Below are 21,679 nucleotides of genomic sequence, written 5' to 3' on the forward strand. Positions count from 1 at the left end.
AGCACGCACTTCCTCTTTCGGAACGTACCTACACCTGCACCGCGTGCGGAGTCGTATCCCCCAGGGACAAGAACTCCGCGCGCGTGATGCTGGTACGGGCTGGTCTCAACCCGGCTGGCGTCGAGGGCGTAAGACCTCCGGGGGCGCTGCTCCCGGAGGCAGCCTGAGCCAGGAATCCCCTCCCTTCAGGGAGGGGAGGTGTCAAACGAGCCCGCTGCCGGTCCAGTGGTCCCCGGCGATCCACAGGACCGCGATGAGGGTGTCGAGCGCGCCCAGGACGACGGCGACCAGCGGTAGCACCGGCTTGGCGCCCCGGCGTGTGCGGTTCATGGCGCGCCGGCCGCACACGACCGCGACCGGCCCGAGGACGATGCCGAGAACGAAGAACCCGGCCACCGCGCAGACCAGGCCGAGGGAGACCAGGGTGCCGGGGCGCGCGCCGGTACGCGTATCGCTGCTGTCTGACATGTCTTCTTCTTCCTTGCCTTCACGGCTCGGGTCCGCGTCCCGGGCCGTGAAGCGGGCGGTTCCGACGTGATCAGGGGCCCCGTCTCCCGCGCTGGGCGCCCGCCGTACGCGGGACCACCGCGGGCCGCCCGGTCCGTGCGGACGGGGCGGCCCGTGGCGGAGATCGCGGCCCGGTCAGCCGGTGAACAACTGCTTGAGTTTAAGGCCGAGTTCATACACGCCGTAGGCGAAGGGCGCGCCGACCCACAGCCAGGCGACGACCTTCAAGGGCATCCGGTCGCTCCCGGCAGAGGCGGCGGGGGGCGTGGGGTTCGGGGCGGTCATCGGACGGCTCCTTCCGACGTGGGTTCGGTCGCGGCCTTGGTCTCGGCGGACGGCCCGTCATGATGCCGCGGGTCGACGGGGCGTACCAACTCGTTGGCGACGAAACCGATCACCAGGAGCACCATCATGATGATGAACGACGTGGAGTAGAGGTCGGGGCCGGTCCGGCCCGCCGACTTCTCGTGGTCGGCGATCGCGTTCACGATCAGCGGCCCGAGCACGCCTGCCGTGGACCAGGCGGTGAGCAGCCGCCCGTGGATGGCGCCCACCTGGTACGTTCCGAAGAGGTCCTTGAGGTAGGCGGGCACGGTGGAGAACCCGCCGCCGTAGAAGGACAGGATGACGGCGGCGGCGACGATGAACAGCGGCTTGGACTCGTCCCCGAGCAGGGCGATCAGCAGGTACAGCAGGGCTCCGGCGCCGAGGTAGAGGCGGTACATGTTCTTCCGCCCGACCAGGTCGGAGGTGGCGGACCAGCCGAGCCGGCCGAGCATGTTGCCGAGCGACAGCAGTCCGACGAAGCCAGCGGCGGCCGTGGCCGTCACCGGGGTGGAGGTGTCGGCGAAGAAGTCGGTGATCATCGGCGCGGCCTTCTCCAGGATGCCGATGCCCGCCGTGACGTTCATGCAGAGCACCACCCACACGCACCAGAACTGCGGTGTCCGCAGCGCGTTGCGCGCGGACACCTGGCCGGTGGTGACGAGCGGGCGCCTGGCCTCGGCCGACGGGTTCCAGCCGGCGGGCCGCCAGTCGTCCGCGGGCACCCGGATGAGCAGCACTCCGAAGGTCATGAAGACCGCGTAGACGAGGCCCATCACCAGGAAGGTCTGTGCGATGCCGGAGGAGCCTGCGCCGAAGGAGGAGAGCAGTTCCGTCGACCAGGGCGAGGCGATGAGCGCCCCGCCGCCGAAGCCCATGATGGCGATGCCCGTGGCGAGGCCCGGCCGGTCGGGGAACCACTTGATGAGTGTGGAGACCGGTGAGATGTAGCCGATGCCGAGCCCGATGCCGCCGACGAGGCCGTAGCCGAGGACGATCAGCCAGTACTGGCGCGTGGCGGCGCCGAGGGCCGAGATGAGGAAGCCGGAGGAGAAGCAGAGGGCCGACACGCACATGGCCCACCGAGGCCCGTTGCGCTCGACGAGCGTGCCGCCGAACGCGGCAGACAGCCCGAGCATGACGATCGCGAGCTGGAAAGGCAGCGCGGACTGGGTGCCGCTCAAACCGAGCGAGGACTCCAGCGGGGGCTTGAACACGCTCCAGGCGTACGCCTGCCCGATGGCGAGGTGGATGGAGAGCGCGGCCGGCGGTACCAGCCAGCGGCTCCAACCCGGCGGTGCGACCGTTCTGGCACGGGTGAGGACGTCTGGTACGCCTATTGACGCCATGGGGAGTACCTCTCTGAGGGGATGTGACCCACGGGACCGTACAACTTTCACCCACCCCTGGATAGGGCGATCGAGTGGCAATGTGCAGTGGTGGTGGGCGCGTTCGAGACCATAGGCGCTCGATGCGGGAGATAACGACGGCTGCGAGTCCGCGGCGAGGGCGGACCGGACCGAGCCGGTTCGGCACCGCGACGGGCGGCCCCCGAGCCAGGGGGACCGCCCGCGGTGTGACATGTGGGGCGTCACTGGCCGATGGTGTACCGGTCCCCATAGACGTGCCAGGTGAGCGGCGGGTCGAGGTCGAGGTTGCCGTCGTCGAGGAAGACGCGCTGCTCGGTGTCGACCCGGCTGGTGTCGCTGTGCGCCTCCTCGGTCTTCATCGCCGCCTTGCGCGCGTCGAGGAAGGCGTTGAGGTACGCCGTCTCGTCGCCGCCCTGCGCGGGGCTCGCCGCCCTGGACAGGGCCGTCCTGCGGATGCCGCCGAAGCTGACCGCGTCCTCGCCGGGGCCGTGCATCACGATGGCGTCGTAGTACGCGAACTGGCCCAGTGCGCGCAGCCCGTCGGCCTTGGCCCGTGCGACGGCGGGGTCGAAGTACACGCGGTCGCGCTCGTCGTTCTGCGCCTGCTGGAACGCCGGGTCGGCGGTCGCCGCGCGCCAGGCGTTCTCGAAACCCGAGCCGAGGCCGCTGTGCGAGTCGGTTCCGTTGACGCGGCGCAGCGCGGGCAGGTAGCCGGCGAGCGCGTTGCCCGGCACGCGGTCGGTGTACAGCTCGACCAGCTCGAGCATGTCACCGGTGCCGGAGCAGAAGCCGATGATGCCCGCCGTGTAGCCTCGGCCGTCGCCGATGTCCTCGATGTACCGGTACTGGGCCTTCCAATCGAGCGTGGAGTTCTCGGCGCTGGACACCAACTGCATGGCGATGTCCTTCTTGTGCGGGTCGTCGAGCCCGGAACCGGCCGCCGCGGCGGCCGGTCGACGGCGCGCTGCCGGGTCCGGTGTCGCGGCGCCGGCGGTCGGCAGGCCGACCGCCAGGGCGCTCGCGGTCAGTGCGGCGGTCGCGTACCCGAGGACGCGCCGGCGCGGGAGGGTGCGTGCATGACGCTGTGGGGGGATCTGCACGGCTGACTCCGTCGGTCAGAGGTTAGGAAACCTTCCTAACGGCGCCACATTGAAGCACCGGGCCGATCGAACGCCAAGGGGTCGAACGCGAACTCGGCAGCGCTACCGCCCGCGCGCGGCGAGTCGGGATCGTCTCGGAGGCAGGCACCGGGCGCCTTCGCCCGGACGGCTGACGCGCCGCGGGCGACACACGCGGGCGCCGTGCCGTCCGGACGGCACGGCGCCCGCGTGGCGTTCCTGCGGGTCAGCCCTGGCGGGCCTTGAAGCGGGGGTCCCTCTTGTTGATCACGTAGACCCGGCCGCGACGGCGGACGATCTGCGAGCCGGGGGTGTTCTTGAGGGAGCGCAGCGAGGCACGTACCTTCACCGGGCGCCTCCTTTCGGGCATTTTCTGAACCCACCATGCCAACGCACGGAGGCCGCGGTTTCTTCCCGCCCGCCCCTGTGCCAGGCCCTCGTGGGACGCGCTCCCCGTGTGCGCCGGCAGGGCGGCCCCGTCCGCACGCGCGCCCGGGGGCGCCCTCCGTCTTCACGGAAAGCGCCCCCGGAGTCGCGGAGCGATGCCGCGTCAGCGGCGGTGGTGGCTGAGGACGTGGTGGTGACGGTGGTGGCGCTGGCCGTGCCAGCGGTTGTGGTGACGCTTGCCGTGGTGGCTGTGGTGCCCGCGGCCGTGGTCGCCGTGCGTGGCGTGCGTGCCGTGGCTGCGGACGGACTCCGGCGTGACGGCGCCGGCGCCCGCCGCACCGCCCAGGACGACGGCGACGGCCACACCGGCCGCGGTCACGAAACGGGGAACGCGCATGGAACGACTCCTCTCTCCGCGGGTGCCGACCGGCACCCGCATCGGGTGGGACACGAGAAGCGTGGGTCCTCGGCCTGCCCTTCGTGGTGCGGCGCGCCCGTATCGACACTCGATCTACTGGAATACGGCGTTCTGCGGAACCGGCGTCTGTAGGCGATACGAGGAGGGCTCCGCGGCGGTGCGGCGAGGGTACGGCCGTGTTTGCGCCGCCGAGGCCGGGGCAGGCGCTTCGAGTCCCGGCCCCGCGAGGAGACAACCCACGACGGGCGATGGTGACGGTGGACGACACCGGCTTCGGCACCCTGCTGAGCGGACTCCTGCAGCGCGCGCACGAGGTCGCCCCCGAGGAATGGGGCGCCGAGCTCACGGGCGCCGCGCAGAGGATCGGCGTGGACGAGGTCCGAGTGCTCCTGGCCGAGGTCCAGCAGGCCAGGCTCGTCCCGCTGCCCGGCGACGCGGCCGACTCCCCGGGTCGCGACGCCGTGGCCGTCGACGGCACGCCCGCGGGCGCCGCCTACCGCTCGGTCTCCTTGCGCCTGAGTGAGCGGGACGACCGGATCACGATCTGGCTCCCCCTCCTCGACGGTGGGGAGCGGATCGGCGTCATGGAGGTCGCCACCCACCGGATCGACCCGGACCTGCTGGCCCGCTGCAGGGCGCTCGCCGACGTCACTGCCCTGACGCTCGCCTCCAAGGCGAGGTCCTGCGACGACCTTTCGCGGCTCGTCCGCGGCCGCCCGATGAGCACCGCCGCGGAGCTCGTGTGGGCCTTCCTGCCACCGCGGACGGTCGGTACGGCCGAGGTGACCTCCAGCGCCGTGCTGGAACCCGCCTACGAGGTCGGCGGTGACGCCTTCGACCACACGCTCATGGGTCACCACCTGCACCTGGTGCTGGTCGACGCGATGGGCCACGATCTGGCCTCGGGCCTCGCGGCGGCCGTCGCGCTGGCCGGCTGCCGGGCGGCCCGGCGGGCCGGCGCCGACCTGGCTGAGATCGTCAAGACCGTGGACGAGGCCCTGTACGAATGGGTCCCGGACCGGCACGCCACCGCCGTCTTCGCCGACCTCGACGTCCGCAGCGGGCAGTTCTCCTGGGCGAACTGCGGGCACCCTCCGCCCCGGCTGATCCGCGCCCGGCGCGTCGTCACCGGCGCCCTGGAGCGCGAGGCGGAACTGCCCCTCGGTCTCGGCCCCGCATACGGCGGTAGGCCGCGCTCCGTCCACTCCACACGGCTGGAGCCGGGCGACCGGGTGCTCATCCACACCGACGGTGCGATCGACTCCCGCGCCGAGAACGCCGAGAACGGTGACACGTTCGGCGAGGAACGTCTCACCGAGTACGTCGTGCACGCCACCGCGGCCGGCGATCCCGCCCCGGAAGTGCTGCGGCGCCTCGTCTGCGCTGTCCTGGCGCACCGCCACGGCCGCCTCGACGACGACGCCACGTTCCTGCTTGCCGAGTGGCACCCCGGCCGCTGAGCCCGTCCGCCGAGGCGTTCCCCCGGGGGTTCGGCGGACGCGTTGGGCGTCCGGAGGGGCGCACGGGGCCTGTGAAGCGGGGCTTTGCGCGGCTTTACGCCGCGTACGTCCATATGTGGAATGGTGTGTCGTGTGAATTATGTTCGAATGGGTATGCGAGGTCGTGAAGACTTGAGGAGGCGTCCGGCAGTGGACACGCGCAACGGCCACCCAACCAGCACCCGTATCCCTCGAGACCAGCAGATACGCACCTGCAGGCCTGCTGTGGTGAAGGAGGGGCGGGGCAATCCGCCGAGGGAGCCCGACAGCGGCAAGGACTGGAACATCGTCAGGGGAGAGGACTAGGCTCCCGGAGCCCTCCGTGACCGAGCGGGACCACTGCCCGGCGCCGGTGGGAAGGTGAGCGGTCGTGTCGAACCGTGAACGCGCCCACCGGCGGGGTGGTGGCCCGCTCATACCGGCGCCCGGCCCTCGAGCCGTCGTCCGCGTGCCCGGGACTCGCCAGGGTCGAGCGAGGAAGGCGGAAAAGGCCGCCCATGCGGGAGGCCACGTCCGATGTGTCACCGCTCCTGTACGGCGGCGGCCGGCGCGGCCGCCCTGGCGAGGGCGCGCCGAAGGGCCCTTGCGGTCACTTCTCCTGCCAGGCGCCGTCTGTCGTCGGCCGTCCCTCGGCTGTCGGGGGCGGGGGAGCAACTCGCCGACGCCACCCGCCCGGCTTCCTCGATGAGCGCCGGAGACGGCGGACGGTCCTCCAACAGCTCCTGCACGGCCTCCGCATGCGGCCCGGTGGCGCCGACCACCGCCAGGCCGACGCCCACATGTGTCATGCGTCCCTCCTCCAGGCAGAGCGCCACACCGGCCGCCGCCACCGCGCCCTCACCGGCCGCGCCGTGTGACTTCTCGTAGGCACTGCCGGAATTCGGCCGGATAGGGAAGCGCACCTCGGTGAGCATCTCCCCGGCGCCCACCGCCGTCCGGTACGGGCCGCGGTGGAAGTCGGCCATGGCCACGGCCCGTTCGTCCGCGCCGCCGCGGATCACCGCCACCGCCCGCAGTGCCGCGCACACGGCCGGCAGGTCCTCGGACGGGTCGGCCCGGCACAGCGAGCCGCCGATGGTCCCCCGGTTGCGCACCGGCGGGTCGGCGATCGTCCGCTCGGCGTCGTGGATGATCGGGAAGTGCCGACCGACCAGCGGCGAACCCAGCAGGGTGCGGTGCCGGGTGAGGGCGCCGACCCGCAGTTCGCCGCCGGCCTCCTCGATGTGGTCGAGTTCGGTGCAGTCGTTGATGTCGACGAGCAGCTCCGGCCCCGCCAGCCGCGATCTCATCATGGGGAGCAGGCTGTGCCCTCCGGCGAGGACGCTGGCCGCCCCGCCGAAACGCGCCAGCAGTTCCAGGGCCTCCTGGACGCTCTGCGCCCGCTGGTACTCGAACGAAGCGGGAACCTGCACGGCACCCTCCTTCCCTGCCAGGACGGTGCACGGTGTCGGTCGTTGCGCCGGGGCGTATGCGGTGAACACTCGCGCCGTCGGACGGGCGGTCAACGGCAACTGTACGAGAACGGCCTTACCGCCTGCGACAGTTGGCGCCCGAACAGATCTGGTGGTCTCAGGACGGCTCCGGTCTCGGGGCGGCTCCCATCGCGAGCGATCCGGTTCCGGGCGGAGCCGGGCGCCCTCGCCGGAAGGTGCCATGGGCGCCCGCCCGGGGCGGCTCAGCCGGCGTCGGCAGGCGTGAAGGAGACGTCCGCGGTGTCCACGGTGCCGCCGCGCCGCCCGGGAGCGCTCTGGTACTTCCAGTACAGGTTGGTGTGCGCGATCACCAGCTCCGGCCCGGGCGCCCCGTAGGCACTGAGGTCCTCCGTGGTGTGCGCGTCGCCGACGAGGGTGACGTCGTAGCCGCGGACGAGCCCTCCGTGCAGGGTCGAGCGGATGCAGGCGTCCGTCTGGGCTCCCGCGACGACGAGCCGGCCCACGCCGCGGTCGGCGAGCACCGATTCCAGCTCGGTGTCCTCGAAGGAGTCTCCGTAGAGCTTGTGGATCAGCGGCTCGCTCTCCTCGCGCACCAGCTCCGGCACGTACTGCCAGCTGTCACTGCCCTTCGGGAGGTCCTCGTCCGAGTGCTGCACCCAGACCACCGGCACGTCCTCGGCCCGCGCCCGGCCGATCAGCGTGGTGATGTTGGCGATGACGGCGTCACGGTTGTGCGAGCCGTTCACCACCCCGTTCTGGACGTCGATGACGAGTAGCGCGGTCTTCGGACGGTCGGAAAGCGTTGTCATGGAACTTCCGTTTCTCGTCGCGTGCGTATGCCGTCCGCATCCTAGGCACGACCACTGACAATCCCTCCGGGGCAGCGGTGGCCCGGGCGCGCGCTCGGTTGGAGCACGCCACGCGGCGCGCCTGACGCCCGCGGCGAGGAGCCCGCCGACGGCGCGCCCGGCCGGCGTTCGGCCGAAGCCCTCGCCTTGCGCCCCTCAGCCCGCGTGCCGCAGCCAGACGTACGCGACCGGCTGCGGCAGGTTCCACTCGGCGGCCAGTTCCGCGGGGACCGGGACGTAGCCGGCCCCGAGGTAGCAGCGCAGCGCACCATCGTTGTCGGGGTGCACCCGCAGGAAGACCTCGGCCAGGCCGGTCAGCCGCGCCCGGGCGGTCAGCTCGGTGATCAGACGCCGCCCGAGGCCGCGCCCGCGGGCGGAGGGCGCGACGATGACGCGGGCGATCTCGACCTCGTCCTCCTCGGCGTCGACCCAGAGTTCGCCGTATCCGACGAGTTCCCGCCCCTCGTACAGCAGGTGGGCCTCGACGTCCTCCGCGTCCCGCCATTCCGCGACCGCCGCGCCCGGCAGAGGGTGCTCCTGACGCCCGCACCACAAGGAGACCTCGCGCGCCGTGGCGGGCCACCCCGCCACCGTGTCGGCGTACGCCGTGCCGGCCCTGTCGTGCCCTTCGGCCCGGAGCAGTTCCATCGATCCTCCGCGTCTCGTGTCCGGCCGGACCCTCGGCTCGAGCAGCAGTCGTACCACTCGACGAGTTCGCCCAGCCGATCCTGCCACGAGGGCGAGGCGGCGCTTGCCGTGTCGTACGGCGGCGGGGGGTGCGGGGATAGCGGAGGCGGGCCACGGCGCGGCTCCCGTGGGACCGTCCCTGATGCCGGGCGTACGAAGGGCCCAGAGCGGATGGTCCCGCGCCCGTCCGGAGAAGGCGCGGCGCCGAGATCCCACGGCCCGCAGGTGCGGAACGGCGTGCCCGCTCGACGACCGCAGCCGCCGCTACGGCAACGTCCCCTTCGCCCCGGATGACGTCCGCGGCCCGGACGCCGGCCCGGTGCTCACGTCCGCCATGACGTGGCTCGAGCGGTTGTCGGGGCTGCGCGGGACACCGGCGCGGTCGTACCCGACGGGGAGGTCGCACGGCCGGCGGTCTTGGTCGAGGGCTGGGGGCGGGGTCCCGGGGTGGGGAGCGGCCCCGGCTCGGGTCCCGGGGCCGGCGGCGCGGGATCGGGGGGCACAGGGTCCGGACCCGGCGGCGGAGGAGGGGTGGGCGGCAGCGGGTCGGGGCTGACCGGAGGCGGCGTCGGGCCGGGCGAGGGTGTGGGGCTCGGGGGCACCGGATCGTGGGGCTGAGTGGCGTTCGTGGTCATCGAGCCTCCCGTTCGGCCTTTTCCGCTGAGGGGCGTGTACCCGGGAGCCTGCCGCTCACACGGCACCGCCGCCCGGCATGAGCAGCACCAGGGGAGGGGCCCGCCACCTCGGTGCGGATCCCTCCTTCGCGGCCCCGGCACATGTGGCCGGTTCGCGACCGCAGAGCGGCCGTCCCTTCCCCCATTCGGGGTAAAGGACCGGTAGGGACGGCTGGGCCGCTGGCGGAGGTGGTGGCGATGGAGGGTTCAGGGCTCACGGAGCACGAACGGCGTGCGCTGGCGGAGATCGAGGCCCGGATGCGCGACGACGACGTGCTCGAACGCCAATTGCGTACGCTACGCCTGGAACCGGAGCCGCGTCCCGGCCCCGCCGACCTGTTGCGGCGGCCGCGCGCCCTGCTGCTCATACTGCTGGCGGTCGTCTCCCTCGGGCTGCTGATCGCCTCGACGGTGACGACCCTGCTGGCGGTCGTCTGCGCCTTCGTGGCGACGTGGCTGCTCACCCTGGTCGTGGCCGTCCGGCTCCCGGGCTCGGGACGCCGCCGCGGCGGCCACCGCTGAACCGGTCGCCGCCTCCGTACGGCTGCGGCCTGCCAAAGGCCGTTCCTCGGGGTGAGCAGGGCCGCCGGTGGCACGCCGCACACGACCCTGCGGCGTGGCAGGCGATGTGTCACCGCCGCTCTCGCCGCCGTCGGCGGTGCCCGCGGACCCGCCCGCGTCGGTACCGTCCCGGTGCGGTGCGTGCCACGTCTCGCGCGTAGGGCCCGGAGCCCACTCGACCCCCGCTGCCTGGGAGAATCGCCGCGACGACTGCCCCGCTCCCGACCGCTGGAGGACGACGCATGGGTGGACACCCCGAGGGCACCACCGGCCCCGCGCTCACGCAGGCACCGCCGATCACCTGCGAGGAGCCCGGGTCCTTCGCCCGCAGCGTCTTCGCGGAGCGGCATCCCGTCCTGGTCCGCCGGATCCTGGACGCCGTCCCGTACGGTCCGGAGCGCCGCCGGGGCTTCGAGGCGCTGCTGGAGGAGACGCTCTCCGGCACGGTCGCCGAGCTGCCGGGAGACGCGCCGGACCGGGCCGCGTGGGAGGAGTGGGGGCGCGGCCGCTTCGGGCGGCCCTGGCTGGAACTCCCCTTCCTGTGGTCGGAGTCGTACTTCTACCGCCGGCTGCTCGGTCCCGCCGGGTACCTCGCCGCCGGGGCGTGGCACGGCGTGGACCTGTTCGCGCCCTTCAAGGACGCCGAGCTGGACGGCCCCGGCTTCGCCGCCGACCTCACCGCCCTGGACGCGCTGCCCGGCCTCGCCCCCGCCGAACGCGAACACGCGCTGCTGACGGCCGCGGTGTGGGGGAACCAGGCGGACCTCGGCTTCACCATGGTCGCCGAGGCCGGCTCCGCGGCCCCCGGCACTCTCGTCGTGGACGAGTCGGAGCGGCTGTGGCCGCTGCTGGACGGCGGCACGGTCGTCGTCGTCACCGACAACAGCGCGCGCGAGGTCCTGGCCGACCTCGCTCTCGTCGACGACCTCCTGGCGAGCGGCCGCGCCGGTGAGGTGCACCTGCTCGTCAAACCGCGCCCGTACTACGTCTCCGACGCCACCACCCAGGACGTCCTGTCCTGCCTGCGCCGGATGGCCGCCGCCCCCGGAGAGGCCGCGCGCATCGCCGGACGGCTGCTGGGGGCACTGCGCGGGGGCCGGCTCGCCCTGACCGCGCCCCCCTTCGCCTGCGCGCCGCTCGGCTATCGCGACATGCCGGACGACCTGCGAGAACGCTTCGCGGCGGCGCAGTTGACGGTGATGAAGGGCGACCTCAACTACCGGCGTCTGGTGGACGACCGGCACTGGCCCGCGACGGTGCCGTTCGCGGACGTCACCGCGTACTTCCCGGGGCCGGTCGCCACCTTGCGCACCCTCAAGTCCGACACCGTCGCGGGGCTCGCCCCGCAGACCGCGGCCCGGCTGGACGCCGACGGCGCCTCGTGGCGCACCAGCGGCGCGCACGCCTTGGTCCAGGTCGCGGTCCCGGGGTGACGGCCCACGCGTCCGGTGCGCCGCGGTCAGCCCGCCGGTGCGGTCAGCCCGCCGGTGCGGTCAGCCCGCCGGTGCGGTCTGCCCGGAGGAGGCCAGCCCCGGCGGGGCGGCCGCCAGCGCGGAGCGGATCGCGTCGACCAGGGCCAGCGCCGCCTCCTCGGTGAGCTCGACGGCGACCCGGGCCGAGGGGCCCAGCGCCGGGTTGAGGAAGTCGATGTTGACGGTGTGCTCGTACGGCGCGTGCTGCGGGTGGTCGACGTAGACCATGGCCTCGGTCAGCCCGAAATAGCCCTGGGCGCCCTTGCCGCTGCCGTCGATGCGGATCTTCTCGGTGAGGTACGTGCACATCAGAGGTGCTCCCTGAAGAAGGCCAGGACCTTGGACCACCCGTCGACCGCTGCCTGGGGGCGGTAACTCGGGCGGTTCACGGCGAAGAAGGCGTGGCCGGCGTTCTCGTAGGTGTGGAACTCGTACGGCTTGCCGTGCGCCTCGAGCTCCGCTTCCAGCTCGGCGACGTGCTCGGGGGAGGGGAAGCTGTCCTCCGCTCCGAACAGACCCAGCAGGGGGCCGTGCAGATCCTTCGTCAGGTGGACGATCGGCTCGATCTGGAGGGGGAAGTCCTCCGGCGGCCGGCCCGTGACGAAGGCGCCGTAGCAGTCGACGCCCGCCTGCAGATCCAGTGAGGCCAGCGCGAGGAAGGCCTGGCGCCCACCGGAGCAGTAACCGATCACACCGACCCGGCCGTTGGACGACGGCAGGCCCCTCAGGTACGCGGCGGCCCCCGCGGCGTCCCCGAGGAACCGCTCGTCCGGCACGCCGCCCTGCGCGCGCGCCGCCGCGGCCGCGTCGTCCGGCGACGCGCCGGGCGCCTCGCGGCTGTAGAGGTTCGGGCAGACGGCCGCGAAGCCCTCCGCCGCGAACCTGCGGGTGATCTCCTTGGTGGGGTCGTCATAGCCGGGCATGTGGTGGATCACCACGACGCCGCCGTACGGACCGGGCGTCATGGGGCGGGCGGAGTACGCCTCGATACGGTCGCCGCCGTGACCGGTGACGGTCACGGTCTCGGCGAGGAGTGCGTCATACATGGGAGGTCATCCTTCCGGAGGGACGGATGATCATTACTCTATGCCGCACGGTGTCCCGCCCGCCCCCCGGCCGTGCCCTGCGGCCCCTCCGCGGCCCCGCGGCTTCGCTGCACGCCCGGCGCGACGCACGCCGTCCGGGACCGCCCGCGACGGGTCGGCGCGCCGCGCCGTGAACGCCTGGGTGGGTGCTTGTCGCCGTGGGTGCGGCGCCGAGGCCTCGCTCTCGGCTGCCCGCGGCGGACGGGGACGAGTCGGCCGCCGCCGGATCATCGCGTGACCGGGTCGCGCGGCCGGTGCTTCCGCGCTGCCGCCCGGGCCCGGCGGCGCGTCCGGCGCCGCTCGTGGCCCCGGCGGGGGCGCGCGCCGGGCCGCGCGAAGGTGGACGAGTGGCGCTGCAGTCCGGCGATTTGCCGCACTTCAGGCGATGTGCGATACGTGGAGGAGGGGCTCGCACCGCTCGCCGAGGAAGTGCCATGACAGGAGCGCACGAGGACGTCGGGCGCGTGGTCACCGGACGCTACCGGCTTCTGCGCCGGCTCGGCGTCGGCGGCATGGGACGGGTGTGGCTCGCCTACGACCAGGAGCTGGCCTGCGAGGTCGCCGTCAAGGAGATCGTCCTGCCGCCCGACCTCCCGGAGCACGAGGTGAGCTCCCGCATCGCCAGGGCGCGCGGCGAGGCCCGGCACGCGGCGCGGCTGCGGAACCACCCCCACGTCGTCACCGTCCACGACATTCTGGAGGAGGACGGCCTTCCCTGGATCGTCATGGAGTTCGTCCCCGGAGCCATGGATCTGGAGGCGGTGGTGCGCGAGCGCGGGCCCCTGCCGCCCGCGGAGATCGCCAGGATCGGGCTGGCCGTGCTCGACGCCCTCCTCGAGGGGCACCGCCTCGGCATCCTGCACCGGGACGTGAAACCGGCGAACATCCTGCTGACCCGCCCCGGCGGGCGGCCCTCCCGCCCCACCGAGGGCGGCGGGCGCGTCATGCTCACCGACTACGGCATCGCCCTGGAACCCAGTTCGGACGAGGCCCGGCTCACCGCGACCCTGGAGATCCTCGGAACCCCGCGCTTCATGGCCCCGGAGCGCGCCGGCAACCAACCGCCCACCGCGGCGGGCGACCTGTTCTCGCTCGGCGCCACCCTGTACTACGCGCTGGAGGGCTACGGCCCCTTCGACCGCGACACCGCCCTCGCGACGCTGAGCGCCCTGCTCTTCGAGCCGCCCACCCCGCCCGGGCGGGAGACCCGGCTGACGCCGGTCCTCGTCGGCCTGCTCGCCAAGGACCCCGCGGACCGGATGAGCGGTGAGGAGGCCGCCCGGCGCCTGTCGGCCGTGGCCGCCCGGCCGCTGCCCGTGTCTCCCGACGCACCGGAGGAGCCGCCTGCGAGCGCACCGTCCGGCATCGGTCCGTCCGGCATCGATCCGCGGGTGAGTGCGCCATCGGCGAGCGCGCCGCCCACTAGTCCGCCGCCCGGACCGTTTCCCGCCCCCGGTCCCCCGTCCGTCTCCAGGCCGTCCGTCGCACCGACGACCGAACTCCCGCTCCCGGAGGGCTCGTCGCGCTTCTCCGGGCCGCCCCCCGGCCCGCTGCCGCCGCAGACCGACGAGGGCGTGCCGCGGCCCGCCCCGCGCCGACGCCGGCACCGTCGGGCCGGTGTCGTCGCGGGCGCGGTGCTGGCGGCGCTCGCCCTGGTGGTCGCCGGCGTCTACCTGACACGATCCCCTTCGCCGGGTCCCGGCCATGTCGCGCCGACATCGGTGGAGTCGATCAAGGTCGGCGACTCCCCGCACGGGGTGGCGGTGTCACCGGACGGCGCCCGGGGATACGTGGCCAACTACAGCTCGGGGACGGTGTCGATGATCGACACGGAGCTGAACCGGACCGTGGGCGATCCCATCCCCGTCGGCCGCTTCCCGAAGGGCGTGGCGGTGTCGCCCGACGGCCGCAAGGTCTATGTGACCAACAACTACGCGGGCTCGGTCTCGGTGATCGACACCGCCGAGCAGCGCACCGTGGGCAAGGCCGTCTCCGTGGGCTCCAGCCCGGAGGGGCTGGCGGTCTCGCCCGACGGGAGCCGGGTCTACGTGGCCAACGGGACCTCCGGTTCGGTGTCGGTGATCGACACGAGGAACAACCGCACGGTGGGGGAGCCCATCCCCGTCAGCCGCTTCCCGCGAGGTGTTGCCGTCTCTCCCGACGGGAGCACCGTGTATGTGACCAGCTTCGGCCGCAACAGGGCCTCGGCCTCGGTCACGGTCATCGACGCGGTGGCACGCCGCGCGGTGGGCGATCCCATCCTGGTGGGCCGCCGGCCGGAGGGGCTGGCGGTGTCGCCGGACGGTCGGAACCTCTACGTGGCCAACGAGGGGTCGGGATCGGTGTCGGTGATCGACACCAGGAAGCAGCACACGGAGGGCGATCCGATCCCCGTCGGCTCCGGCCCCGCCGGTCTGGCGATGTCACTCGACGGGCGGCATGTCTATGTGGCCGACGGGCCCTCCGGTTCGGTGTCGGTGATCGACACCGCGGAGAACCGCACGGTGGGCGAGCCCATCTCCGTGGGCTCCCGCCCGGAGGGCCTGGCCGTCTCGCCGGACGAGCACCGCGTCTACGTCGCCGACGCCGCCTCCGGCGCGGTGTCGGTGATCACGTTCCCGTGAGCGTCCGTCGGCCCTGCGGGTCCGTTCGGCCCGGCCCGCCGGCCTCAGGGGGGAGTGCAGCCCGGCGGCTCCCACACCGGGTTGCCGTCGCTGTCGTTGTGGTAGCTCGTGCAGTCCTCGCTGGGCGCCATACGTGAGCTCTGCGTCGCGCCCTCCGCCGCCTGGGACGCCGCCTGGGCACCCGCCACGCCCACCGCTCCGGCGAGCACGGCGGCGGCGCACGACGCGCCGACGAGGTGCCGGATGCGGGCACGCTTCTCGATAGCTATCGGCATTTTTGACCTCGTTGGGATGTAATGTCCGCTTGGTATGTCTTCAGGGTGGGAGTCGGTCGACGACGGTGTCAACGCCGCCGACGCCGATCCGCGCAGCGGTTACAGAATCGGGAAGTTCGCCGACCCCGGGCCGCCGCACGAGGGTGCCGACGCGCAGCCGGCCGCCCGCCCGCCCCGCCGGACGCCGCCGGCTCCGTCAGCCGCCGTCGGCCGCGGGTTCCGCGGGCAGCGGCTGCTCGGCCCAGTTGGTCTTGCCGCGGGCGTGGTAGCGCGTGCCCCAGAGCGACGCGAGCTGCGAGACCAGGTAGAGCCCCCGGCCGCCCTCGTCGGTCTCCAGGGCCCGCCGCACGTGCGGGGAGGTACTGCTGCCGTCGCCGACCTCGCAGATCAGCCGGCGGTCGCGGATCAGCCGCAGCCGCACCGGCGGTGAGCCGTAGCGGATCGCGTTGGTGACGAGCTCGCTGACCAGCAGCTCGGTGGTGAACCCGAGCTCCTCCAGGTGCCACTCGGCCAGCTTCGCCAGCACCAGTCCGCGCGCCCGGCCGACCGACTCCGGAGCGTCCCGCAGCTCCCACAGGGCGTGGCGGTCCGGCGGCAGCCGGTGCAGCCGGGCCACCAGGAGCGACATGTCCTCCGTGGGAGGCCCGTCGGGCACGAGCAGGCGCAGGGCCGCGTCGGCGATCTCGCCGGGCGTGTTCCCGGAAGAGGCCGTGGCCTCGGTCAGCGCCCTGCTCAGCCGGAGGGCGGCCTCCTCCTCGGGCCCGGCGGCGAGCAGCCCCTGGGTGTGGAGGACGAGCAGTTCGCCGTCCCTGTGGACCACCTCCAGGCACTCGAACGGCTCGCCGCCGCTTCCCAACGGAGATGTCGCCGGGGACCGGCTCACCGACACCACGCCGTTGGGGCTCACATGGGCCGGCAGCGGGTGCCCGGCGCTCGCCACGGCGGAGTGCATGCTGATGGGGTCGAAGACCATGCAGAGGCAGGTGGGGGCGGTGGTTCCGGGGGTGGGCCCGCCCTGCTCGTCCTGGAAGCGCTTGACCTGGTCGCTCAGATGCGTGAGCAGTTCCACCGGCGCCATGTCCAGGTCGGCCAGTGTCCGGACCGCCGTTCGCAGCCGGCCCATCTCCACCGCCGAGTACAGCCCGTGCCCGCCCGCCTCGCCGATGACCAGGGCGGTCCGCGCCCCGGAGAGCGGGATGACGTCGAACCAGGTGCCGCCGGGCTCGGCGTCGCCTCCGCGGGACAGGCGCCGCGCCGCGGTCTCCACCGTCGCCAGCGCCGGCAGCCGCTCGGGCATGAGGCTGCGCCGCAGAGCCAGTGCCGTGGCCCGTTCCCGGGTGTACCGGCTGGCGTTGTCGATGCACACGGCGGCACGCGCGACGAACTCCTGGGCGAGCCGGACGTCGTCGGCCTCGAAGGCGTGGGCCCGGGAGAACCGTACGAAGAGCGCCACGCCCAGCGCCGCCCCCCGTGCGAACATCGGCACCAGCAGCCACGACCGCACGCCGAAGGCGCGGATCTCCTCCGCCCGGGCGGCATCGGCGGCCTCGAGCTCGACCTGCATCTCCTCGCCCGTCAGCAGGACCGGCTTCCCGTTGGCCAGGGCTCTGGCGGCCGGGGAACCGGGTGCGGACGCGAAACGGTCGACATCCCCCTGATCGAGGGTGTTCCGCGCCGGCCCGCCGGGGATCATCGTCGCCACCGCGCGGCGCAGGAGCACCGGCTCGGAGACCGGCCAGGGCGGCGGTTCCGCCCCTCGGAGCACCGAGTCCAGGAGGCTGACGGAGCTGAAGTCGGCGAACCGCGGCACGGCCACGTCCGTGAGCTCCTGGGCCGTGCGCAGCACGTCCAGGGTGCTGCCGATGCGCGCGCTGGCCTCGTTGACGAGGTCGAGCCGCTCCCGGGCCCGCGCCTCGGTGGTGAGGTCGAAGACCATGTGGGCCAGGGCCACCACGTCGCCGTCGGAGCCGCGCAGGGGCAGGATCGTCTCCGACCAGACCGTGTCCCGGTCCGGGTCGCGGGGGTCGCGGCCGTGCACCTCGCTGCCGATCATGGCCCGGCCCGAAGTGAGCACCAGCCGCTGGCGCGCCTCGAAGGCATCGTGGTCCAGCAGGCCGGGCGGCGCCACCTCGCGCATGGTGCGCCCCACGAAGTCGTCGGGGAAGCTCGTCGTGCGGATGCGGGAGTCGTTGCGGGCCAGGAAGCGCAGATCCGTGTCGAAGACGTCGATGATGAACGGCGATTCGGTGAACAGGCCGCGCAGCAGCGCACCGAGCAGGTCGTCCTGCCGCATCACATCGGCGCCCTCCGCCTGGAGCAGCCACTGGTCCGGCGCCAGGGGGTGCCCCCACAGCACCGCCCCGACAGGCACGCCCTTACGGTGCCGCAGCAGCAAGGGGCCGAGGAAGACCGAGCGGTCAAGGGGCATCATGCCCGCGACGCGGTTGCCGTCGGCGCGGGACCACAGCAGCCGGGACACCGGCCCGCGGGCTTCGGCGGCCGTCCAGCCGAGCAGCCGTTCCGCGCCGGGGGTCCAGCTCCGCACGCTGCCCCGGGCGTCCACGACAGCGAAGGCGTCGCCTCTGGAGCGGGGGAAACCGTCAGGGGCGTCGGCGAAGGGCGTGCCGCGCATGTCCACCCGTCACGCCCGCCCGGTCCTGGCCCGCCCATGGATTCCCACAGACCAATACTGCCCGCCGTCAAGATCTGGGGCACGCGGTGCGTGGTCCCCCTACCGCGTGCCCTGCCAGGACGCGACTGATCGGGCGCCGCGGCTTCCCGGCTGCCGGCCCGCCGGCGCACCGCCGGTGCGGGGCCGCGGCCGACCCCCAGGCGTTGCCGCACCCTGTCCCGACGCATGGCGTCCCCGATCGGGCCGGGCGTGTCGCGGCGGGGGCGGTGCCCGCGCATGGGGTCCCCGCCGCACGGCGGACCCCTTCGGGCCCGTCCGCCTCGGCGCCCGTCCTGCCGCCTTCTTCCCTGGAGGCCGGGACCTGCCGCTCACCGGTTTCCGGGCCTCGCCCGGCGACAGCTCGAGGACCTGCGGACGGCCCGGACCGGGTACCCGCGCCGGACCGGTCGCCCCGGCTCACCGGCGGGGGGCCGTGACGTGACCCGCCGCGCTCAGTGGCCGGCGGCCCCAGGCGGAGACCATTGGGCGCCGTGGCCAGGTCGAGCGTGCCGGTGGCGACGTTCGTCAGGTGGCGGTCGACCTCCCCGGGTCCCCGCCCCGACCCGCGTGTCCAGCAGATAGCCGTGGTCCTGTGCCGGGCCGCCCTCGTGGCCCGCGCCGTGTGCCGCCACGGTGCGATTCTCCGTTACCGAGGCGCGGCTCGGGGCGCCGGGGACCGCCCGGCGATCAGGGCCCTCGTCCGGGTGACCCCAGAAAGCCGGGACAGCGGTGCCGAGCGGGTGCATGCGTGATGCAGGTAGGTGCTGAGGCACTTCAGGCTGACAGATGAGGCTTACAGCTAACAGTTACGGATATGTCCGCATTCTGTAACGCGAAGCGATTGTTCCGGTTGTGTGCGCCGCCGCTGGGCCAGAGTGAGGCCATCGGCAACCGCCGAAGCATCCGCACCGCGGGAACGGCCCGAAGGGGCCGGGAACGCAACCTTGTTGAGGGGGCATCATGTCTGCTCGTATCACCCGTCGTGTCATCACCACCGTCCTCGCCTCCGGAGCGGTCGTGGCCGCCGCCGCCCTGCCGGCCACCGCGGTGGACCACCGGGACCACGGCCGGTCCCCGGTGGTCATCGGCGACGTCAACACCCGCGACGGCCACGGCCGCTTCGGCCGCGGCGGCGGCGAGTGGATCGAAGTGGTGAACACCAGCCGCGGCTCGGTGAACCTGCGCGGCTGGACCCTGTCGGACCGCGACGGCAACCGCTACCGCTTCGGCAACGTGCGCCTCGTCGGTCACTCGAAGCTCCGCGTGCACACCGGCTTCGGCCGTGACAGCCGGCGCGACGTCTTCCAGGACCGCCGCAACTCCGTGTGGGACCGCCGCGACACCGCGACCCTGCGCAACGACCACCGCCGGATCGTGGACGTGAAGTCCTGGAGCGGCCGCCGCTGACCGAACGCCCGATCCCGGCCGTGCCGCGCATCCCGTGGCCGGTGCGGCCCCCCCACCCTCGTCCACGGCGTGGGGGGGGGGGGGGGGAGGGGGGGGGAGGGGGGGGGGGGGTGGGGGGGGGGGGGGGGGGGGGGGGGGGGGGGGGGGGGGGGGAGGGGGGGGGTGGGTGGGGGGGGGGGGTGGGGGGGGGGTGGGGTGTCTATGGGCCCAGGAGGCACCCCCCCCCCCCCCCCCCCCCCCCCCCCCCCCCCCCCCCGTCAAACGGGTACGGTCAGCTGCTCAGCGCAGTGATCGTGAGGGTGGCGCGGTAGCCGCCCTTGGTGACGCTGTCCGGGATCTTCAGGTCCAGGTCGGCGCCGAGCTTGGCGGAGCCGCGCGGGTGGCCCTGCTCGGCGGAGCCGAGGCCACGCGAGTCGGACAGGCCCTTGCCCTGGTCGTCGTAACCGGAGGCCACCGGGTCACCGGCCACGGCACCGGCGCCGCCGTCGAGGACGTACGGGGTCCAGCCGAGGTAGGAGCCGGAGAACGTCTTGTCGGCGTCCTTGAAGTCGCCGACGTTGGCCGAGATCGACCACGGGGCGAGCGAACGGCGGCTGTCGGAGACGAGGATCGGGTTGATCTTGCCGCCCGCGACGAAGTGGTCGCCGTTCTGCTCCTTGGCGGTACCGAGGTCCACCAGGCCGTTGTAGCCGTCGATCGTCCAGCCGAACTCGCCCGGAGCCGGGTTCGGGACGTTGACCTGCAGGTCCTGCTTGTCACCGTGGTACGGGTGCACCGTCACCTTGTCGACGAGCGAGCCGACGGGCTGGCCCTCGGGGGTGTTGTTGCACCACTCGCCGTTCTCCACCTCGGAGTTCGGGGCCGCGCAGGTGCCGCTGCGGACGTTCTCGACCACGAGCTTGTCGTTGCGCACCTGGACCTTGACGTAGGTGCGGACGTGCTCCTGGTTCTGGACCGAGTTGTACCAGTAGTTGCCCGGGTTCAGCGGGTCGGCGCCGTTGCCCGCGCCGCTGGTGCCGCTGCTGTCCGGCTTGGTGATGTCGTAGTACTTCGAGCCGGAGGCGGAGTTGGCCGTCACGTAGAGGACGCCGCCGGGGCCGGGGTACACGTCGGCGGCACCGGGCTGCTCGGCCGGGTTCGCCTTCTCACCGTTCTTGATCAGGTAGCTGCGGGAGTAGCTGTGGTCGTGGCCCTGCAGGACGAGGTCCACGCCGAGCTTGGAGAACGTGGTCGGGAAGTCCGTACGACGCAGCTTGTTGTCGCCGTCCTTGGCGTGCGAGGCCGGCGAGTAGATCGCGTGGTGGTAGACGAGGACCTTCCACTTGGCCTCGTTGCCGTGCTTGTTGATGACGTCGGTCACGTAGTTGATGTGCGCCGCGTCACCGCCGCCGTTGGCGGAGTTGTAGCTGTTGCTGTTCAGGTCGATGAACAGCACGTCCTTGTAGATGTACCAGTAGTCACCGCCGGACTTGGTGCCGTCGGGGTTCCCGTTGTCGTAGTACGGGGCCGAGCGGTCGGTGTTCGGGGTGGTGAAGTGCTGCTCGTAGGCCTTGCCGCCGACGTCGTGGTTGCCGATGGTGGCCGCCCACGGGTACTGGCGCAGACCGTCGGGAGCCAGGAACGACTTCCAGTGGTCCTCGTTGTTGGCGCTCTCGACCTGGTCGCCGCCGGACACCAGGAGCTCGGCGTTCGGGTTGGCCTTCAGCGAGACGTCGACCGTGTCCTGCCAGCCGGCCTGGTCCTTCGCCAGGTTGCCGGAGGAGCCGATCTGCGGGTCGCCGTAGAACAGGAAGTCGTACTCGCCCTCGAAGTCCTGGGTCTTGAAGGAGTACGCGGTGGACCAGTTGCCCTCGCTGCCGACCCGGTAGGAGTACTGGGTGTTCTCCTTCAGACCGGTGATCGTCGCGTGGCGGTTGTAGCCGCCGCTGGTGGCGATGTTCGCCGTGCCGGTGGCGTCGAAGACGGCGGCGTCGGCCGGGAACTCGTTGTTCACCAGCTGCGCGGTCGGGGCGACCTGGATCTTCTGCGCCGTGTCGGCCGAGGAGTACCACGTCACGGTGCGCTGCGTCTCGTTCGCGCCGACGCCGAGGACGATGCCGCTCAGGGTGGCGGAGTCGGCGGCGGAGGCCGTGCTGACCAGGCCGTTGCCGAGGGCGACCGTCAGGCCGAGGAACGCCGCGGTGGCCCCGGTGGCCACACGGCGCCGCGCGGACCCGGAGGTCCGCGGGGAGTTGCTCGATCTCATCTCTGTCTTTTCCTTCTGTGCACACATGGTGTGCAGCGAGTGGAGATGCCCACGCTCACCGCGGCAGGTAAAGC

General features: G+C 73.0%; 19 protein-coding genes and 1 pseudogene. 6 read left to right on the forward strand and 14 right to left on the reverse strand.

Annotation, left to right across the window (positions count from 1 at the left end; all coding sequences use genetic code 11):
- Window positions 1–167, forward strand: a pseudogene (locus tag ACRWND_RS06950) (RNA-guided endonuclease TnpB family protein); the annotation flags it as partial.
- Between the two features lie 34 nt (window positions 168–201).
- Here the strand turns inward: ACRWND_RS06950 and ACRWND_RS06955 are convergent.
- From ACRWND_RS06955 to ACRWND_RS06980, 6 genes are all read right to left on the reverse strand, one after another.
- Window positions 202–468 (reverse strand): hypothetical protein, encoded by a 267-nt coding sequence (locus tag ACRWND_RS06955; RefSeq protein ID WP_431947031.1) that lies wholly within the window; start codon window positions 466–468, stop codon window positions 202–204.
- 174 nt (window positions 469–642) lie between these two features.
- Window positions 643–792 (reverse strand): MFS transporter small subunit, encoded by a 150-nt coding sequence (locus ACRWND_RS06960; protein ID WP_431947033.1) that lies wholly within the window; start codon window positions 790–792, stop codon window positions 643–645.
- Entirely contained in the window at window positions 789–2,180 is a 1,392-nt protein-coding gene (locus ACRWND_RS06965) for an L-lactate MFS transporter (protein WP_431947035.1), read from the reverse strand. Before ACRWND_RS06965 ends, ACRWND_RS06960 begins: the two co-directional genes overlap by 4 nt.
- 242 nt (window positions 2,181–2,422) lie before the next feature.
- Window positions 2,423–3,202 carry a chitosanase gene (locus tag ACRWND_RS06970; protein ID WP_431947220.1) on the reverse strand — a complete coding sequence of 260 codons (780 nt, stop codon included), beginning with the start codon at window positions 3,200–3,202 and terminating at the stop codon, window positions 2,423–2,425.
- 343 nt (window positions 3,203–3,545) lie between these two features.
- Window positions 3,546–3,668: a type B 50S ribosomal protein L36 gene (gene ykgO / locus ACRWND_RS06975; RefSeq protein ID WP_319140616.1), complete on the reverse strand. Its 123-nt coding sequence runs from the start codon at window positions 3,666–3,668 to the stop codon at window positions 3,546–3,548.
- Between the two features lie 201 nt (window positions 3,669–3,869).
- Complete coding sequence (locus tag ACRWND_RS06980) at window positions 3,870–4,103, reverse strand: hypothetical protein (RefSeq protein ID WP_431947037.1); 234 nt, start codon at window positions 4,101–4,103, stop codon at window positions 3,870–3,872.
- A 269-nt stretch (window positions 4,104–4,372) separates the two neighbouring features.
- Here ACRWND_RS06980 and ACRWND_RS06985 point away from each other — a divergent pair, with 269 nt between their 5' ends.
- Complete coding sequence (locus ACRWND_RS06985) at window positions 4,373–5,584, forward strand: PP2C family protein-serine/threonine phosphatase (RefSeq protein WP_431947039.1); 1,212 nt, start codon at window positions 4,373–4,375, stop codon at window positions 5,582–5,584.
- Window positions 5,585–6,144: 560 nt separating this feature from the next.
- Here the strand turns inward: ACRWND_RS06985 and ACRWND_RS06990 are convergent.
- The 3 genes from ACRWND_RS06990 to ACRWND_RS07000 all read right to left on the reverse strand — a co-directional run bounded on the left by ACRWND_RS06990 (window position 6,145) and on the right by ACRWND_RS07000 (window position 8,552).
- Complete coding sequence (locus tag ACRWND_RS06990; RefSeq protein ID WP_431947041.1) at window positions 6,145–7,035, reverse strand: FAD binding domain-containing protein; 891 nt, start codon at window positions 7,033–7,035, stop codon at window positions 6,145–6,147.
- A gap of 263 nt (window positions 7,036–7,298) precedes the next feature.
- Window positions 7,299–7,865, reverse strand: coding sequence for an isochorismatase family protein (locus ACRWND_RS06995; protein ID WP_431947043.1), 567 nt, complete (start codon window positions 7,863–7,865; stop codon window positions 7,299–7,301).
- A 195-nt stretch (window positions 7,866–8,060) separates the two neighbouring features.
- The gene (locus tag ACRWND_RS07000) at window positions 8,061–8,552 is read right to left on the reverse strand and encodes a GNAT family N-acetyltransferase (protein WP_431947045.1); all 492 of its coding nucleotides are present in this window, start codon (window positions 8,550–8,552) and stop codon (window positions 8,061–8,063) included.
- Window positions 8,553–9,463: 911 nt separating this feature from the next.
- Here ACRWND_RS07000 and ACRWND_RS07005 point away from each other — a divergent pair.
- On the forward strand, window positions 9,464–9,787 hold the full coding sequence (locus ACRWND_RS07005; protein WP_431947047.1) for a DUF3040 domain-containing protein: 324 nt from the start codon (window positions 9,464–9,466) through the stop codon (window positions 9,785–9,787).
- A gap of 281 nt (window positions 9,788–10,068) precedes the next feature.
- The gene (locus ACRWND_RS07010) at window positions 10,069–11,259 is read left to right on the forward strand and encodes a damage-control phosphatase ARMT1 family protein (RefSeq protein WP_431947049.1); all 1,191 of its coding nucleotides are present in this window, start codon (window positions 10,069–10,071) and stop codon (window positions 11,257–11,259) included.
- A 60-nt stretch (window positions 11,260–11,319) separates the two neighbouring features.
- On the opposite strand, the gene ACRWND_RS07015 is transcribed toward ACRWND_RS07010, so the two are convergent.
- Window positions 11,320–11,607, reverse strand: a complete 288-nt coding sequence (locus tag ACRWND_RS07015; RefSeq protein ID WP_431947051.1) for a DUF6295 family protein — start codon at window positions 11,605–11,607, stop codon at window positions 11,320–11,322.
- Window positions 11,607–12,344 (reverse strand): dienelactone hydrolase family protein, encoded by a 738-nt coding sequence (locus ACRWND_RS07020; RefSeq protein ID WP_431947053.1) that lies wholly within the window; start codon window positions 12,342–12,344, stop codon window positions 11,607–11,609. Before ACRWND_RS07020 ends, ACRWND_RS07015 begins: the two co-directional genes overlap by 1 nt.
- Before the next feature lie 473 nt (window positions 12,345–12,817).
- On the opposite strand from ACRWND_RS07020, the gene ACRWND_RS07025 reads away from it, so the two are divergent.
- Entirely contained in the window at window positions 12,818–15,007 is a 2,190-nt protein-coding gene (locus ACRWND_RS07025; protein ID WP_431947055.1) for a protein kinase domain-containing protein, read from the forward strand.
- A gap of 44 nt (window positions 15,008–15,051) precedes the next feature.
- Here the strand turns inward: ACRWND_RS07025 and ACRWND_RS07030 are convergent, their stop codons facing one another.
- On the reverse strand, window positions 15,052–15,282 hold the full coding sequence (locus tag ACRWND_RS07030; protein ID WP_431947057.1) for a hypothetical protein: 231 nt from the start codon (window positions 15,280–15,282) through the stop codon (window positions 15,052–15,054).
- 196 nt (window positions 15,283–15,478) lie between these two features.
- Window positions 15,479–17,914 carry a SpoIIE family protein phosphatase gene (locus ACRWND_RS07035; RefSeq protein WP_431947058.1) on the reverse strand — a complete coding sequence of 812 codons (2,436 nt, stop codon included), beginning with the start codon at window positions 17,912–17,914 and terminating at the stop codon, window positions 15,479–15,481.
- Between the two features lie 999 nt (window positions 17,915–18,913).
- Here ACRWND_RS07035 and ACRWND_RS07040 point away from each other — a divergent pair.
- Window positions 18,914–19,360: a lamin tail domain-containing protein gene (locus ACRWND_RS07040; protein WP_431947060.1), complete on the forward strand. Its 447-nt coding sequence runs from the start codon at window positions 18,914–18,916 to the stop codon at window positions 19,358–19,360.
- A gap of 271 nt (window positions 19,361–19,631) precedes the next feature.
- Here ACRWND_RS07040 and ACRWND_RS07045 read toward each other — a convergent pair whose 3' ends face one another.
- Complete coding sequence (locus ACRWND_RS07045) at window positions 19,632–21,605, reverse strand: fibronectin type III domain-containing protein (protein ID WP_431947062.1); 1,974 nt, start codon at window positions 21,603–21,605, stop codon at window positions 19,632–19,634.
- Window positions 21,606–21,679: the final 74 nt, after the last annotated feature.

It is taken from the genome of Actinacidiphila sp. bgisy167, assembly GCF_965342175.1.
In the GTDB taxonomy this organism is placed as follows: domain Bacteria; phylum Actinomycetota; class Actinomycetes; order Streptomycetales; family Streptomycetaceae; genus Actinacidiphila.

What these genes read in the sequence shown, in the direction of transcription:
- ACRWND_RS06955 (WP_431947031.1), bottom strand. Translation starts at nt 468, where the DNA reads ATGTCAGACAGCAGCGATACGCGTACCGGCGCGCGCCCCGGCACCCTG.
- ACRWND_RS06960 (WP_431947033.1), bottom strand. Translation starts at nt 792, where the DNA reads ATGACCGCCCCGAACCCCACGCCCCCCGCCGCCTCTGCCGGGAGCGAC.
- ACRWND_RS06965 (WP_431947035.1), bottom strand. Translation starts at nt 2,180, where the DNA reads ATGGCGTCAATAGGCGTACCAGACGTCCTCACCCGTGCCAGAACGGTC.
- ACRWND_RS06980 (WP_431947037.1), bottom strand. Translation starts at nt 4,103, where the DNA reads ATGCGCGTTCCCCGTTTCGTGACCGCGGCCGGTGTGGCCGTCGCCGTC.
- ACRWND_RS06985 (WP_431947039.1), top strand. Translation starts at nt 4,373, where the DNA reads ATGGTGACGGTGGACGACACCGGCTTCGGCACCCTGCTGAGCGGACTC.
- ACRWND_RS06995 (WP_431947043.1), bottom strand. Translation starts at nt 7,865, where the DNA reads ATGACAACGCTTTCCGACCGTCCGAAGACCGCGCTACTCGTCATCGAC.
- ACRWND_RS07000 (WP_431947045.1), bottom strand. Translation starts at nt 8,552, where the DNA reads ATGGAACTGCTCCGGGCCGAAGGGCACGACAGGGCCGGCACGGCGTAC.
- ACRWND_RS07005 (WP_431947047.1), top strand. Translation starts at nt 9,464, where the DNA reads ATGGAGGGTTCAGGGCTCACGGAGCACGAACGGCGTGCGCTGGCGGAG.
- ACRWND_RS07010 (WP_431947049.1), top strand. Translation starts at nt 10,069, where the DNA reads ATGGGTGGACACCCCGAGGGCACCACCGGCCCCGCGCTCACGCAGGCA.
- ACRWND_RS07015 (WP_431947051.1), bottom strand. Translation starts at nt 11,607, where the DNA reads ATGTGCACGTACCTCACCGAGAAGATCCGCATCGACGGCAGCGGCAAG.
- ACRWND_RS07020 (WP_431947053.1), bottom strand. Translation starts at nt 12,344, where the DNA reads ATGTATGACGCACTCCTCGCCGAGACCGTGACCGTCACCGGTCACGGC.
- ACRWND_RS07025 (WP_431947055.1), top strand. Translation starts at nt 12,818, where the DNA reads ATGACAGGAGCGCACGAGGACGTCGGGCGCGTGGTCACCGGACGCTAC.
- ACRWND_RS07030 (WP_431947057.1), bottom strand. Translation starts at nt 15,282, where the DNA reads ATGCCGATAGCTATCGAGAAGCGTGCCCGCATCCGGCACCTCGTCGGC.
- ACRWND_RS07035 (WP_431947058.1), bottom strand. Translation starts at nt 17,914, where the DNA reads ATGCGCGGCACGCCCTTCGCCGACGCCCCTGACGGTTTCCCCCGCTCC.
- ACRWND_RS07040 (WP_431947060.1), top strand. Translation starts at nt 18,914, where the DNA reads ATGTCTGCTCGTATCACCCGTCGTGTCATCACCACCGTCCTCGCCTCC.
- ACRWND_RS07045 (WP_431947062.1), bottom strand. Translation starts at nt 21,605, where the DNA reads ATGAGATCGAGCAACTCCCCGCGGACCTCCGGGTCCGCGCGGCGCCGT.